Consider the following 13805-nt stretch of genomic DNA (forward strand, 5'->3'; position numbering starts at 1 on the left):
GTGGCTGGCGCACGACGGCGCCGGGTCGCGTCTGCCGCGCTCGGGGCGCGACGCGAGCCACGTCAGGCAGGAGAGACGGGGACCTCGAAGAAGGTCGAGGGGTGCATCGACCGCGCGTCGTCCACGACGGCGGTCCAGGAGGAGAGCGCGGGAGCGTCGGCACCGCTGCCGACCGCCGCGAGCTCGCCGCCCGCCCCGGCGCGCTGCGCGCTGCCGGAGGGCGAGGGAGTGGTGCCGGGGCCGCCGTCGGAGGGGACGCCCCCGGGGCCGGCCGGCCCGTCGGAGGGCAGCGCCGCGCCCGGCGGCGCGCCGTTCGGTGCGACGTCGACCGCCGCCGTCCGGGCGCGCGCGTCCCTCGCGGCGACATCCTCGGGGCCGTCGCGGCCCGTCGTGGTGGCGCTGGGCTCGGCGGCCGCCGGTGCGGCGGGCGGGAGCGAGGGGACGGCGGTCACCGACGGCGCGGCCACGGCGCCGCCCGGGTCGACCGTGCCCGGCGTCGACGGGACGCCGACCGGCGGGTCGTCCGCGCCGGGGGTGCCCGTGCCAGGGGTCCCGGGGAGCAGCGGCGTCAGCGGGTCCAGCGGAGCGAGCGGGCTCGTGATCGGGCCGAGCACCGGGTCGGTCACGGGGGCCAGGACGTCGAGGACCGGCGTCAGCGCCTCCAGGACCGGGGTCACCGGGTCGAGCGCGGGCGAGACCGTCTCGAGCACGGGGTTCACCACGGGGGCGACCGCCTCGACGACGGGCGTCGCGGCCGGCACGACGGCGTCGAGCACCGGCGTCGTCACGGGCGCGACGGCGTCGGTCACCGGCTGCACGACGGGCGCCACCGGCTCCACGACCTGCTCGACCACGGGGGCGACGGGCTCGACCACCTGCTCGACCACGGGAGCGACGGGCCGCGCGACCTCCTCGACCACCGGGGCGACGGGGGCGACGACCTGCTCCACGACCGGGGCGACGGGCTGGACCACGGGGGCGACGACGTCGCGCACGACGGGCTTCACCACGTCCTGGACGACGGGGTCGACGACGGTCTGCACCGTCGACGTCACGGGCGAGAGGGCCTTGCCGAGCCCGAGCGGGTCGTCCGCGGCGGACGCGCCACCCGCGGTCGCGACGGCGAACGCGAGACCGGCACCGAGACCGCCTCCGGCGACGAGCGCGCGCACGAGCCAGCGACGGGCGGCCGGTGCGCGCCTGCCCTGCGCGTCGTGAGTCGCGTCCATCGTGTGCCCCGTGGGTCGTCGGTGCAGCGAAGGGGCGGGCCGTGGAGCCCGTCCGAGGTCACGGTAGGCACGGGTGTGTGACGCTCACCACTCGACGCGTCGGATTTCACCCGACGGTTGCCCCGAACACCAGGCCGAGCGCGTACGTGGCCGCGGCCGCGCCGAACCCGATGGCGATCTGGCGCAGGGCCCGCGTGAGCGGGGACGTCCCCGAGAGGAGGCCCACGGTCGCGCCCGTCGCGAGCAGCGCGATCCCGACGAGGAGCGCCGCGACCCCGACCGCGAGGAAGCCCGTCATCCCGAGGAGGTACGGCACGACCGGGATGAGCGCACCCGACGCGAAGAAGAGGAACGACGAGACCGCCGCCCCCATCGCGGTCCCGTGCGTCTCGTGCTCGTCGATGCCGGGCGGCGGCGCGATCACGGTCTGCTGCGTGTACGTCGCGAGGACGTCGGCCGCGTGCTCCTCGGCCTCGGCGGGCGCCATGCCGCGCGCCCGGTAGACGAGCGCGAGCTCGTTCGCGTCCACGTCGAGGTCGGGCAGCGCCGCCGACGCCTGCGGGCTCGGCGTCGACGCGTCGAGGAGCTCGCGCTGCGAGCGCACGGACACGTACTCCCCCGCGCCCATCGAGAGGGCCCCCGCGAGCAGGCCCGCGAGGCCCGAGAGCAGCACCGTGCTGTTCGACGCACCCGAGGCGCCGATGCCGAGGATCAGCGCGAGGTTCGACACGAGGCCGTCGTTCGCGCCGAACACCGCCGCGCGGAACGTCCCGGACATGCGGTTGCGCCCGCGCGTCGCGAGGCCGCGCACGACCTCCTCGTGGATCCGCTCGTCGGCGGCCATCCGGGGCGTCGCGTCGGCGTCGGTCGCGTACGTCGAGCGCGCCTCGGCCCGCTGGGCGAGCGCGAGCACGAACACGCCGCCGAAGCGCCGCGCGAGCCACCCGAGCGTGCGGGTGCGCCAGTCGCCGCGCAGCGGCCGTCCCGTGTCCTCGCCGAGCAGGTCGAGCCAGTGCTGCTCGTGACGGCGCTCCGCCTCCGCGAGCGCCAGCAGGATGTCCCGCTCCTCGCCCGTCCGGCGGCTCGCGAGGTCCCGGTACACCGCGGCCTCGGCGCGCTCGTCGGCCAGGAAGCGGCGCCACCGCCGCACCTCCTGCGGGGAGGGCCGGTGCCCGACGGCGGTCGGCGGCACCGCCGTCGGCGGCACCTCGGGTGCGCCCGGGCGCGCGGGGTCGGCGGGCACGCCGGAGGGCGGCTCAGGTGTGGTGGGCATGCCTCCATGATGGCGATTTTCGGGCTCGCGGTGTTGCGCGTCGCCGAACGGGACGTGCGGGGCGCCCCCGACCGGGGTTGCGGACGACCCCAACCTCGACCCCGCGCCGGAGCGCCGTCCGGCTCCGCACGCCGGACCGGGCGCCCGCCGCCGTGGTTGGATCGGAGCATGACCACTGGAGAGAACGGACTGTCCCGTCCCGAGGTCGACGCCCCGGAGGGTCCCGCGCCCACCGAGCTCGTCGTCGAGGACATCACCGTGGGCGACGGCCCCGAGGCCACGCCCGGCGCGACCGTGAACGTGCACTACCTCGGCGTCGAGTACGAGACGGGCGAGGAGTTCGACGCGTCGTGGAACCGCGGCGAGTCGATCAACTTCCCGCTGCGCAGCCTCATCGCGGGCTGGCAGCAGGGCATCCCGGGCATGAAGGTCGGCGGGCGCCGCAAGCTCGTCGTGCCGCCGGAGCTCGCGTACGGCCCGGCGGGCGGCGGGCACCGCCTGTCCGGCAAGACGCTGATCTTCGTCATCGACCTGCTCGGCGTGTCCTGACCGACGCGTCCAAGAGCGAGCGGGGGGCCCCGGCCGTCGGCCGGGGCCCTCGTGCGTCCCGGCCCGTCCGGGGCGTCTCGGGCGTCACGGGACGGGTCGACCGTCACAGGGCGGGGCGGGGCGGGTCGGCCGTCCCGGGGCGGGTCTGGCGGGCCCTAGCTCCCGGCGCCGGGGCACGGGACGAGGGCAGGGTCCGTCTCCTCGGGCGCGCCGCCCGGCACCGCGAGCGCCGCGACGGCTGCCGGGATCGGGACCGGTCCGGTCACCGGGGCGAGGGCCCGCTCGCGCCGCGCCGCGCGGAGCCGGACGACGGTGTCGACGAGGACGCCCAGCAGGATGCCCCCGACGACGCCCACCACGACGGCGAGCAGCGGGCTGTCGCCGACCCACGCGGCGGCGAGCGTCCCGATGACCACGGAGTACGTCGCCCACGTCGCAGAGGCGACGGCGGAGAGCGCCATGAACCGCCGCCGCGAGAACCCGACCGCGCCGGCGGTCACGTTGACGGCCGTGCGCCCGACGGGGACGAACCGCGCCCCGAGCACGACGGACGCGCCACGCCGGTCGAGGGACCGCGTGGCCCACTCGACCGCGCGCCGCCCGCGCGCGCCCCGCAGGGCGGGCAGGGCACGGGTGCCGAGCGCGCGCCCCAGGGCGTAGGCGAGCTGGTCGCCGCACCAGGCGCCGAGCGCGGCGACCGCGAGCACGATCCCCCACGCGACCCCGCCGCCCGACTGGGCCGCGACGGCGAGCATGACGATCACCGTCTCGCCCGGGATCGGCGGGAAGAACCCGTCGCCGGCGGTCGTCGCGAAGAGCACGGGGAGCGCCCACGCCGAGTCCACGAGCGCGAGCAGCCACGACTCGACCTGTCCCCACAGCTCCACGACCCACGCGACCATGCGTCCCAGCCTCGACGGCGCCGCCCCGCCGCACCATGGGGTATCCCCCCGGTTCTCCCCTGAGGCGACCCCGAGCGACGACGAAGGACCGGGACCGCCGGGGTTCCCGTACGTCGTCCCGGGACGCCCCGGAACGGCCCGCGGGGGGGGGTGGGCCGCGCGCCTCCCGGAGGGGCGTCGTCGGACACGTGCACCACGACCCTCCCGGGCGGGGGACAATGGCGCCGACGCATTCGCCTCCCCGCGCCGCAGCCGGCGGGCGGGATCGTCCGTGATCGAGGAGCGCTGTGATCACTGTCAGCACCGACGGCTCGTGCCTGAGCAACCCGGGCGGAGCCATCGGGTGGGCGTGGATCAACCACGACGGCACGTTCGACTCCGGCGGCGCCGTGAGCGGGACCAACCAGGTCGCCGAGCTCACCGCGCTGCTCCAGGCGGTGCGCGCCCACCCGGGCGCAGAGCCGCTGCTCATCGAGTCCGACTCGCAGTACGCGATCAAGTGCGCGTCCGAGTGGGTGGTCGCCTGGAAGCGCAAGGGGTGGCGGACGGCGGGCGGCCAGCCCGTGAAGAACCTCGAGCTCGTCCAGGCGATCGACCGGGTCATCGCCGAGCGCGCGGGGCCCGTCCGGTTCCGCTGGGTGCGCGGCCACGTGGGCGACCCGTTCAACGAGCGCGCGGACCAGCTCGCGGGCCTCGCCGCCCAGGACTGGGCCGCGGGCCGCGGGGACCTCGACGGCACGCTCGTGCCCGAGCTCGGCGACCCGACCCGGTCGCCGGGCCGCGTGCCCGCACCGGCCGCCGCCGACCGGGGTGCACCCGCGGCCCGGCAGGCCGCGCCCGAGCCGGCGTGGGACATGGACACCCTCTTCGACTGACCCCTCCCGCCGAGCACGACCCTGCTCCGGGTCGAGCACGACCCTGCTGTCGCGAACGGGCCGATACCGCCAGCAACGTCGTGCTCGACGGCCGGGCGGTGAGGAGCGGTGAGGGCGGCGGGGTCGGGCGGCGGGGTCGGGGCGTCGGCGGCGGGTGCGACCATGGACGGGTGACCGTCCTGCCGAGCACGGGCCGCGCGCCCGCCGAGCGCACGGTCGGCGACCTCGCGCAGCCCGGGCCGACGGCGCAGCCCGGCGCGCCGCTCGCGCGTCGCTTCCGGTCGGGGCGGCCGCTCGACCTGCACCTCACGCTCGACCGGCTCGCGCGCGGTCCGTATGACCCGACGTTCCGCCGTACGCCGTCCGGCGACGTGTGGCGCACGACCCGCGCGGAGAGCGGGCCCGCCGCCTACCGGCTGGTGCAGACCGGGCCGTGCGACGTCGTCGGGCACGCGTGGGGGCCGGGCGCCGCGGAGGTGCTCGACGACCTGCCCCGCCTGCTCGGCGAGGACGACGACGACACGGGCTTCGCCCCGCCCGCGGTGCTGCGCGACGCCCACCGCCGCAGCCCCGGCCTGCGGATCCCGCGCACGGGGCGCGTGCTGGAGGCGCTCGTGCCGGCGATCCTCGAGCAGCGCGTGCAGTCCGTCGCGGCGTGGCGCTCGTGGAGCTGGCTCCTGCGTCGGCACGGCGAGCGCGCCCCGGGGCCCGCGGGCGACGCCGGGATGCTCGTCGTGCCCGACGCGGCCACCTGGGCGCGCGTCCCCACGTGGGACTGGCACCGCGCGAACGTCGACCCTGGCCGCGCGCGGACGGTCGTCGCGGCGGCGCGCGTCGCCCGGCGCCTCGAGGAGTGCGACCGCCTGCGCGACGTCCAGGGCGCGCCGGCCGCGCAGGCGCGGCTGCAGGCCGTGCCCGGCGTGGGCGTGTGGACGGCGGCCGAGGTCGCGCAGCGGGCGCTGGGCGACCCGGACGCCGTGTCCGTGGGCGACTACCACCTGGCCAAGGCGGTCGGGTGGGCGCTCGTGGGCGAGCGCGTCGACGACGAGCGCATGCTCGAGCTGCTCGCGCCGTACGCGCCGCACCGCTACCGCGTGGTGCGGCTCCTCGAGGTCTCCGGCCGGGCGCAGGCCCCGCGGCGCGGCCCGCGCCTGTCGATCCAGGACCACCGCCGCAACTGACCGGCCCCCGCCCCTCGCCAGGTGCAGGAAAGAGCCGCCGGAACGAGGCGTTCCGGCGGCTCTCTCAGGCACTCTCGGTTACTCGGGGAGCGCGCACGACCCGTCGACGCACACCGCGGCGTCGTCGGCGCCCACGAGCGTGAGGCCCGGCGCGGGCTCACGGTGCGGGGCGGCGGCGTCCGCGGCGCTCACGGTCATGAGCGTCGTGCGGCGCGGGTTCGCGATCGAGTGGTAGAGGTTCGTGGTCGTGTCCGTCATCTGAGGCCTCCTCGTGGGATTCACGGGCGCCGGTGCACGTGTGGGCCGGCGTCGGTGCGGGCTGCGTCCAGTCTGGGTGATACCGAGTCGCAGTTCCACCGCACCGGGTGTGAGATGCGTCGCTTCACGCCGCACCCCGATGTCGTCGGGACGCCGCGGCTCAGGCCGCGTCACGCTCCGCGACCGCCTGCTGCAGCACCTGGACGAACACCGCCGGGTCCTGCGCACCCGAGACGCCGTACCGCCCGTCGACCACGAAGAACGGCACGCCGTTGATCCCGTAGGCGCGCGCCTGGTGGATGTCGGCCTGCACGTCGTCGGCCCAGCGCCCGTCCTCGAGCGCCGCGACGACCTCGGCGCGGTCGAGCCCGACCTCCGCCGCGAGGTCCGCGAGCTCCTCGACCCGGCCGACGTGACGACCCTCCTCGAAGTACGCCTTGAGCAGCCGCTCCTTCATCTCGACCTGCTTGCCGTGCGCCTTCGCGTGGTGCAGCAGCTCGTGGGCCGTGAGCGTCTTGGTGTGCTGGAGCGCGTCGAAGTCGTAGCGCAGCCCCTCGGCCGCGGCGAGCTGCGTCATCTGCCCGAGCATCTGCTCGACCTGGGCGCGCGGCATGCCCTTGTGCCCGGCGAGGAAGTCCACCTCGGTGCCGTCGAAGTCGACGGGCGTGTCGGGCGCGAGCTCGAACGAGTGGTACTCGATGTCGACCTGCGGCCCGTCACCGGACTCCGCGAGGCGGCCGAGCGCCGTCTCGAGGCGTCGCTTGCCGACGTAGCACCAGGGGCACGCGACGTCGGACCAGATGTCGATCTTCACCGTAGGGGCGGCGGCGTCCGTCGGCGCCGGGCTGTTCGTGGTCATGTGACGCTTCAACCATCTGGGCGGCCGCGCGATTCCCGCCCCGGGCGGTCAGTCGGTGCCGTGCGCCGCGCGGTACAGGTCCTGGAGCACCATGATCTCGGCACCGTGGTGCACGAGCTCGCGGTTCATGTGCGCGACGAGGTGGGCGAACGGTGCCTGCGCGTCGATCTCCGTCGCCTGGCTGAGCCCGACGGTGAACGCCCCGTCGTCGGGCAGGCCGTCGACGCCCGCGCGCCACCGGTCGACCTCGTGCCGCAGCCCGTCGACGGCGGGCCCGACCTCCCCCGAGAAGGTCACCGCGTCCCGGCGCCGCTCGTGCGGCCCGAACGTCCACTCCCAGCGCTCGAAGAACGCCTCGGTGAGGTGCGCGACGAGCCACGCCACCGTGCGCGGCTGCGGCGAGTCCGGGCCCTCCGGCCACTCCATCACCCACTCGCCCGCGCCGAGCGTGCGCGGCGTGCGCTCCGACCCCCGCCGCACGACCCGCAGCGCGTCCGGACCGGGCTCCCACTCGAGCTCCGCCTGCGTCAGCGTCGCGAGCCGGTCGCTCAGCTCAAGCCACGAGAAGCCGAGCTGCCCCCGCACGACGGCGAGCGCCGTCGGCACCGTGAGGATGGACCAGTCGAACTCCGGGCTGCCGTACGCGGTCTGCCCGTCCGCCGTCTCGTGCACCATCGCGGTTCCTCCCCCGGACCGGCACGTCGGCGTCCCGCCGCGGCGCGGTCGCCGACGTCCTCGTCCGCGCGGTCTTTCCGACCACGCGTCCGGCCACCCTGCCTGGCCTCGCGGGGCGTGTCAACGCGGGCCGCACCCCGACGGCCGCACCCTGGCCCACCCCGGCCGGCCGCACCCCGGCGCACCCCGGCACGCAGCACCCACGGACCGCACCGCCGCGGCGCTGCGCGAGAATGGGGAGGCCCGCCCGTCCCCCAGGCCCGGAGTCCTCGTGCGCGTCCGCCCCCGTACCGTCCTGCTCGTCGCGACCGGGTTCGCCGTCGTCCTGCTCGGCGCTCTCGTCGTCTTCCTCGCCGTCAACGGCCTCGACGGCATCCCCGGCTGACCCCGGCCGCGCCCGTCGACCGAGGTCCCGGCACCACCCGGCAGGGCCGTCGCCGCGCGCCGTCCGCGCGCCGGGGTGATCCTGCTGAGGAACCCCGCGCAGGAAGGCCGCCCCGTGACCCCGACCGCCCCCTCCCCCGACCCGCAGCTCGTCCTCGTCCGCCACGGCGAGACGGAGTGGAGCGCGAGCGGGCGCCACACGGGCCGCTCGGACGTCCCGCTCACCGTCGCCGGCGAGCAGCAGGCCGTCGCGGCCGGCGTGTGGCTCCAGGGGTGGGCCGACCGCCGTGGGCGGCGCCCCGCCGTCGTGCTCACGAGCCCCCGGGAGCGGGCGCGCCGGACCGCCGACCTCGCGGGCTTCCCCGCCGCCACGACCGACGACGACCTCGCCGAGTGGGACTACGGGCCCGTCGAGGGGCGCACCTCGGTCGCGGTCGGCGAGCAGCTCGGGCGCGAGTGGCTGCTCTTCCGCGACGGCGTGAACGTCCTCGCGGCGCCGGACGGGCACCACGGCGAGGAGCTCGACCAGGTGGCGGCGCGGGCCGCCCGGGTGCTCGGGCGCGTCGAGCCGACGCTCCAGGACGGCGACGACGTGGTGCTGTTCGCGCACGGCCACCTGCTCCGCGTCCTCGCGACGGTTTGGCTCGGGCTCGACCCGGCCCTGGGCGCGCGGTTCGAGCTCGGCACCGCGGCGATCTGCCTCCTTGGCTACGGGCACGGGCTGCGCACGGTCGAGGGCTGGAACCTGGCCGCGCAGGGGTAGTGCGGGTGGCACGATGCTGCCCATGGGACTGAGCGAGAAGCACCTCACCGAGGGCGAGCACGTCGTCATGGAGCTCAAGGAGCACGCCAAGGCGCTGTTCTGGCCGTTCGTGCTGCTGCTCGTGCTGGTCGCCGCCGTCGTGGTCACGGTCCTGCTCGTGCCGAACGACGTCGTCCGGTGGGTCGTGGCGGGTCTCGCGCTGGTCGCGGCGGTGGTCTGGGTGTTCGTGCCGTGGCTGCGCTGGCGCACCACGGAGTACACGGTGACGAACAAGCGCATCGCCATGCGCTCGGGGATCATCACGCGCACCGGCCGCGACATCCCGCTCTACCGGATCAACGACGTCAACTACGAGAAGGGCCCGATCGACCGGATCTTCGGCTGCGGCACCCTCGTCATCTCGGACGCGACCGACAAGCCCGGGCTGAACCTCCACGACGTGCCGGACGTCGAGAACGTCCAGGTGCGCCTGCACGACCTGCTCTTCACCGCCGACGACGGCTCCGACGACGGCGAGTGGCCGCCGAACGAGCCGCCCCGCGGCCGTCGCGGCCCGCGCATCCCCCGCGCGGAGCGCTGACGCTCAGTCCTCGATCCGGCGTCCGGCCGCGATCTCGGCGCGGGCGCGCAGCTCGTCCGTGAGCGTGACGTCGCCCTCGAGGTGGGCGGCGAGGAGGCGGCGCGCGAGCCCGGCCGCGCGCTCGGGGTCCGCGCCGCGACCGTTCCAGGCGCCGAACCAGTCGGCGAGCGTCACCCCGTGCTCGGGCCGGTAGCAGACCGTCACCGCGTCGCCCGCGCGCAGCTCGCCGTGCTGCACGACGCGCAGGTACGCGCCGGTGCGGTTCGCGACCGTGAAGCGCTTGACCCACCGGTCCTCGCCGAGGCGGCGCGCGAACGTCGAGCAGGGCGTGCGCGGCTGGGTGACCTCGAGGAGCGCGGTGCCCACGGCCCACCGCTCGCCGACGACGGCCTCCGTGACCGGGATGCCCTCCACGCGCAGGTTCTCGCCGAACAGGCCCGGCGGGACGTCGCGACCGAGCTCGCCGGCCCACCAGTCCGCGTCGTCCTGCCCGTACGCGTACACCGCCTGCTCCTCGCCGCCGTGGTTCGCGCGGTCGGCCTGCAGGTCCGCGTAGAGCCCGAGCCGGCGCACCTTCACCGGTCCCGTGACGGGACGCTTGTCGATCGCCGTGACGCCGACGGGCCCCGCGTCCGGCAGGAGGGCGTGCACGCGGCACACCGCGAGGATCTCGCCCGTGGGGGCGCTGGAGGCGAGGTCCGTGACGGGTGCGGTCCCGGTGGTCACGGCGGCTGCGGTGGACATCCCTCGATTCTCGCAGGGTCGGCCCCGGGTGCGTCACGCGAGGGCCGCGGCGGCCTCCCGCCAGCGCGCGAGGTGCCCGACGACGTCCGCCCGGCCCGGGCCCGGGAGCTCCGGCTCGTCCGTGGCGACGACCGGCTCGACCGGGTCGCCCGTGCCGCGCGCGGCGAGCAGCGCCGCGCCGACCGCGGTCGCGCTGCGGAGCCCGACGCGGTGGACGGGCCGGCCGAGCGCGTCGGCGAGGAGCCGGCGCACGAGCGGGTCGCGCGACCCGCCGCCCGTCACGACCACCGCACCCGGCTCGCCCTCCGGACGGCTCACGGGCGGTCCCGCGACGGGCGCCACGGCCGAGGCCGCGGGCGCCGGGTCGAGCAGGTCGACCGCCGCCGCGACCGCGAACACCATGCCCTCGACGGCGGCGCGCACGAGCTCGGGCCGCCCCGTGTCCTCGCGCAGCCCGGTCCACGCCCCGCGTGCGCCGGGACCGGCGACCCCGCCGCGCTCCCCGGTGAGGAACGGCAGGAACGTCACGCCGCCCGCGCCGTCGGGCACGGTCCGCGCGAGCGCGAGGCCGTCGGACCACCCCAGCCCGAGGACCCGCAGCGCCCAGCCGAGCGCGAGACCCGCGTTCTGCACCGCCGCGAGGCGGTACCACCGCGCGGCGGGGCCGGCGCCGGTGTCCGCGAAGGTGTGCACGAGGGGGTCGAGCACGGGCTCGGGCCGGTCGAGCGCGGCCATGACCTGCGCCCCCGTGCCGAGGTTGACGTGCAGCCCGGGCGCCCCGACGGCGAGCCGCGCGGCCGGGGTGTCCCCGCCGCCCACCACGACGGGCACCGCGCTCCCGCTCGCCGGGAACCACCGCGCGAGCCGGGCGGTCGTCCCGGCCACGGCGTCCGACGGCGCCACGCCCGGCAGGAGCCGGGCCGGCAGGTCGAGGTGCGCGACGACGTCGGCCGCCCAGGCGTCGCGGGGCACGTCCCACAGGAGCGTGCCCGCGGCGTCGGACCGGTCGGTCGTGGCGACGGGGAGGACGGGGTCGTCGACGAGCCACGCGCGAACGACGTCCTTGGGCAGCAGCACGTGCGCCGCGCGGTCGAGCGTCGCGGGGTCGTGCGCGGCGAACCAGTCGAGCACGGGCCCGGTCATCCCGGGCACGAGGGGGTTGGCGAGCGGGGCTCGCACGGCGTCGGGCAGCGCGCGCCAGCGGTCGAGCCGGTCGGCAGCGCGCGCGTCCGTCCACAGGACGGCCGGCACGACGGCGTCCCCCGCCGCGTCCACGAGCACCGCGGCGTGCATCTGGCCCGCGACGCCGACCGCGCGCACCGCGACCTCGCCGAGCCCGGCCGCGCGGGCGGCGAGGTCGTCGAGGGCGACGCCGAGCGCCGTCGTCCAGGTCGCCGGGGCCGACTCGGAGCGGCCGGGGCGCGGGTGCCCGACGTCGTACGCCGCCTCGGCCTCCGCGACGACCGACCCGTCCCGGCCGAGGAGGACGAGCTTGAGCCCGCTCGTCCCGAGGTCGATGCCGAGGGTGGTGCCGAGGGTGGTGGGGACCAAGGTCACGAGACCGACTCTCCCACGCCCGGGTAGCGTCGGCGGCATGAGCGCCACCCGTCCCTCGCGCTGGGAGCAGAAGACCGCCGCCGACCCCTCGCACTCCACCTGGTACGTCGAACGCTTCCGGGCCATGGCCGCCCGGGGCGCCGACCTCGCGGGCGAGGCCCGCCTGGTCGACGCCATGCTGCCGCGCGGCTCCCGGGTCCTCGACGCGGGCTGCGGGCCGGGGCGCGTGGGCGCCGAGCTGTTCGCGCGCGGGCACGCCGTCGTGGGCGTCGACGTGGACCCCGTCCTGATCGACGCCGCGCGCACCGACCACCCAGGCCCCGACTGGCGCGTGGGCGACCTCGCGGAGCTCGACCTGCCCGCAGAGGGCGTCACCGAGCCGTTCGACCTGATCGTGTGCGCGGGCAACGTCGTGACGTTCCTCGCGCCGGGCACCGAGGTGGCGGTGCTGCGCCGCTTCCGCGCCCACCTCGCGCCCGGCGGTCGCGCCGTCGTGGGCTTCGGCACCGGTCGCGGGTACCCGCCCGAGCAGTTCCTCGCCGACGCCACGGAGGCCGGCCTGCACCTCGACCTCGCGCTCGCCACGTGGGACCTGCGCCCCTGGACCCCGGACGCCGACTTCCTCGTCGCCGTGCTCAGCGACGCGGCGCCCCGGCCGGGCGTGGCCTGAGCCGTGCCGTCCTACCGCGTGACCCTCGCCGTCGGACTCCTGCACCCGGGCGCCGACCCCGAGGCCGTGCTGCCCGCGGCCGCCGCCGCGGCGCGCGCCCTCACGACCGTCGAGGCGTACGACGTCGGCGTCGTCCGCGGCGAGGCGCGCGTCACCGTGCGCTTCCTCGCCGACACGGACGCGTCCGCGCACGGCGTCGCGGACGCCGTGGAGGCGGGCGTGCGGGCCCACGCGGCGACGTCGGGCGGACGCCTGACCCGCCGCTGGGGAGCGCGCTGGCACCCCGCCTGAGCAGCGGCCGACGGCGCGTCGGTACCGTGGGCGCGCATGAGCGCCCCCGAGACCGCGATCACCGCCGACCTCGTCCGCGAGGCCCTCGCGGAGCAGCACCGCGACCTCGCCGGGCTGTCGCTCCGCGAGGTCGCGGGCGGCTGGGGGAACCAGATGTGGCGGCTCGGCGACGACCTGGCCGTGCGGGTGCAGCGCATGGACCCGACGCCGGAGCTCCAGCGCAAGGAACGGCGGTGGCTGCCCGTGCTCGCGCCGCGCCTGCCGCTCCCCGTGCCGACGCCGGTGCGGCACGGCGAGCCGTCGGCGCGTCTCCCGCGGCACTGGACGGTCATGACCTGGGTCCCCGGCGAGCCGCTGGACCACGGGACGATCACCCGGGGCGAGCACGCCGCCGACGCGCTGGCGGGCTTCCTCCGGGCGCTGCACGTCGCAGCACCCGCCGACGCGCCGTCGTCCACGGACCGGGGCGCTCACCCCCGCGACGTCACGGACGGCTTCGAGGGCTTCCTGCGCGCCGTCTCCCCCGCGGACTCCGCCGCCGTCCGGTCCGTCTGGGCCGACGCCGTCGCTGCCCCCGCGTGGGAGGGTCCGCCCGTGTGGGTGCACGGGGACCTTCACCCCGCAAACGTCGTCGTCGCGGACGGGACGCTCGCGGGCGTCGTCGACTTCGGCGACCTGTTCGCGGGCGACCCGGCCTGGGACCTCGCCGCCGCCTGGGTGCTGCTGCCCGCTGGCACCGCGGCGCGGTTCTTCGACGCCTACGCGCCGGCCGACGACGCGGCGGTCCGGCGTGCCCGCGGTCTGGCCGCGCTGAAGGCCCTCTTCCTCCTGCTCATGGGGCAGAACGGCGACCGTGGGCTGCCCGGCGGCAAGGCCCACTGGGGTCCCGTGGGGCGCGCGGCGCTCGACCGCGTCCTGGCGGGCTGACGCGTCACCGGAGGTGACAGGGCTTCGGTCGGAGCGAGCCGCGCCGCACGCTCGGCAAGATGGCGACCTCCCGTGGTGACCACCTCGG

At 77.1% G+C, this 13805-nt stretch carries 16 protein-coding genes; 8 read left to right on the forward strand and 8 right to left on the reverse strand.

The window, feature by feature from the left end; genetic code table 11:
* Nucleotides 1-62: 62 nt before the first annotated feature.
* Together HKK73_RS16850 and HKK73_RS16855 are read right to left on the reverse strand one after the other, a co-directional pair.
* Nucleotides 63-1229: a hypothetical protein gene (locus tag HKK73_RS16850; RefSeq protein ID WP_171468446.1), complete on the reverse strand. Its 1167-nt coding sequence runs from the start codon at nucleotides 1227-1229 to the stop codon at nucleotides 63-65.
* A 106-nt stretch (nucleotides 1230-1335) separates the two neighbouring features.
* Nucleotides 1336-2502 (reverse strand): VIT1/CCC1 family protein, encoded by a 1167-nt coding sequence (locus HKK73_RS16855; protein ID WP_085387219.1) that lies wholly within the window; start codon nucleotides 2500-2502, stop codon nucleotides 1336-1338.
* A 168-nt stretch (nucleotides 2503-2670) separates the two neighbouring features.
* On the opposite strand from HKK73_RS16855, the gene HKK73_RS16860 reads away from it, so the two are divergent.
* Nucleotides 2671-3051: an FKBP-type peptidyl-prolyl cis-trans isomerase gene (locus tag HKK73_RS16860; protein ID WP_043659735.1), complete on the forward strand. Its 381-nt coding sequence runs from the start codon at nucleotides 2671-2673 to the stop codon at nucleotides 3049-3051.
* Between the two features lie 155 nt (nucleotides 3052-3206).
* Here the strand turns inward: HKK73_RS16860 and HKK73_RS16865 are convergent, their stop codons facing one another.
* Complete coding sequence (locus HKK73_RS16865) at nucleotides 3207-3953, reverse strand: DedA family protein (RefSeq protein ID WP_171468447.1); 747 nt, start codon at nucleotides 3951-3953, stop codon at nucleotides 3207-3209.
* A 287-nt stretch (nucleotides 3954-4240) separates the two neighbouring features.
* On the opposite strand from HKK73_RS16865, the gene HKK73_RS16870 reads away from it, so the two are divergent.
* Complete coding sequence (locus HKK73_RS16870) at nucleotides 4241-4828, forward strand: ribonuclease H (RefSeq protein ID WP_085387217.1); 588 nt, start codon at nucleotides 4241-4243, stop codon at nucleotides 4826-4828.
* A gap of 170 nt (nucleotides 4829-4998) precedes the next feature.
* Nucleotides 4999-6009, forward strand: a complete 1011-nt coding sequence (locus HKK73_RS16875) for a DNA-3-methyladenine glycosylase (RefSeq protein ID WP_253705686.1) — start codon at nucleotides 4999-5001, stop codon at nucleotides 6007-6009.
* A gap of 78 nt (nucleotides 6010-6087) precedes the next feature.
* Here HKK73_RS16875 and HKK73_RS16880 read toward each other — a convergent pair whose 3' ends face one another.
* The 3 genes from HKK73_RS16880 to HKK73_RS16890 all read right to left on the reverse strand — a co-directional run bounded on the left by HKK73_RS16880 (nucleotide 6088) and on the right by HKK73_RS16890 (nucleotide 7801).
* Complete coding sequence (locus HKK73_RS16880; protein ID WP_021483013.1) at nucleotides 6088-6267, reverse strand: hypothetical protein; 180 nt, start codon at nucleotides 6265-6267, stop codon at nucleotides 6088-6090.
* A 160-nt stretch (nucleotides 6268-6427) separates the two neighbouring features.
* Nucleotides 6428-7126 carry a DsbA family protein gene (locus tag HKK73_RS16885; protein ID WP_171468448.1) on the reverse strand — a complete coding sequence of 233 codons (699 nt, stop codon included), beginning with the start codon at nucleotides 7124-7126 and terminating at the stop codon, nucleotides 6428-6430.
* A gap of 48 nt (nucleotides 7127-7174) precedes the next feature.
* Nucleotides 7175-7801, reverse strand: a complete 627-nt coding sequence (locus HKK73_RS16890) for a DinB family protein (protein WP_137280833.1) — start codon at nucleotides 7799-7801, stop codon at nucleotides 7175-7177.
* Nucleotides 7802-8300: 499 nt separating this feature from the next.
* Between HKK73_RS16890 and HKK73_RS16895 the strand changes: the two genes are divergently transcribed.
* Together HKK73_RS16895 and HKK73_RS16900 are read left to right on the forward strand one after the other, a co-directional pair.
* Nucleotides 8301-8948, forward strand: a complete 648-nt coding sequence (locus HKK73_RS16895; RefSeq protein ID WP_144722108.1) for a histidine phosphatase family protein — start codon at nucleotides 8301-8303, stop codon at nucleotides 8946-8948.
* A 22-nt stretch (nucleotides 8949-8970) separates the two neighbouring features.
* Nucleotides 8971-9528 carry a PH domain-containing protein gene (locus HKK73_RS16900; protein WP_043659328.1) on the forward strand — a complete coding sequence of 186 codons (558 nt, stop codon included), beginning with the start codon at nucleotides 8971-8973 and terminating at the stop codon, nucleotides 9526-9528.
* Nucleotides 9529-9531: 3 nt separating this feature from the next.
* Here HKK73_RS16900 and HKK73_RS16905 read toward each other — a convergent pair whose 3' ends face one another.
* Together HKK73_RS16905 and HKK73_RS16910 are read right to left on the reverse strand one after the other, a co-directional pair.
* Complete coding sequence (locus HKK73_RS16905) at nucleotides 9532-10272, reverse strand: MOSC domain-containing protein (RefSeq protein ID WP_081600313.1); 741 nt, start codon at nucleotides 10270-10272, stop codon at nucleotides 9532-9534.
* A gap of 33 nt (nucleotides 10273-10305) precedes the next feature.
* Complete coding sequence (locus HKK73_RS16910) at nucleotides 10306-11829, reverse strand: FGGY family carbohydrate kinase (RefSeq protein ID WP_171468449.1); 1524 nt, start codon at nucleotides 11827-11829, stop codon at nucleotides 10306-10308.
* A 37-nt stretch (nucleotides 11830-11866) separates the two neighbouring features.
* Between HKK73_RS16910 and HKK73_RS16915 the strand changes: the two genes are divergently transcribed.
* The 3 genes from HKK73_RS16915 to HKK73_RS16925 are packed head-to-tail and all read left to right on the forward strand — an operon-like array spanning nucleotide 11867 to nucleotide 13717.
* Nucleotides 11867-12499 (forward strand): bifunctional 2-polyprenyl-6-hydroxyphenol methylase/3-demethylubiquinol 3-O-methyltransferase UbiG, encoded by a 633-nt coding sequence (locus HKK73_RS16915; RefSeq protein ID WP_144722112.1) that lies wholly within the window; start codon nucleotides 11867-11869, stop codon nucleotides 12497-12499.
* A 3-nt stretch (nucleotides 12500-12502) separates the two neighbouring features.
* Entirely contained in the window at nucleotides 12503-12790 is a 288-nt protein-coding gene (locus HKK73_RS16920; protein WP_009863765.1) for a hypothetical protein, read from the forward strand.
* Nucleotides 12791-12826: 36 nt separating this feature from the next.
* The gene (locus tag HKK73_RS16925; RefSeq protein ID WP_171468450.1) at nucleotides 12827-13717 is read left to right on the forward strand and encodes an aminoglycoside phosphotransferase family protein; all 891 of its coding nucleotides are present in this window, start codon (nucleotides 12827-12829) and stop codon (nucleotides 13715-13717) included.
* The last annotated feature ends 88 nt before the right edge of the window (nucleotides 13718-13805 follow it).

This window comes from Cellulosimicrobium sp. 72-3, from assembly GCF_013127315.1.
In the GTDB taxonomy this organism is placed as follows: domain Bacteria; phylum Actinomycetota; class Actinomycetes; order Actinomycetales; family Cellulomonadaceae; genus Cellulosimicrobium; species Cellulosimicrobium funkei.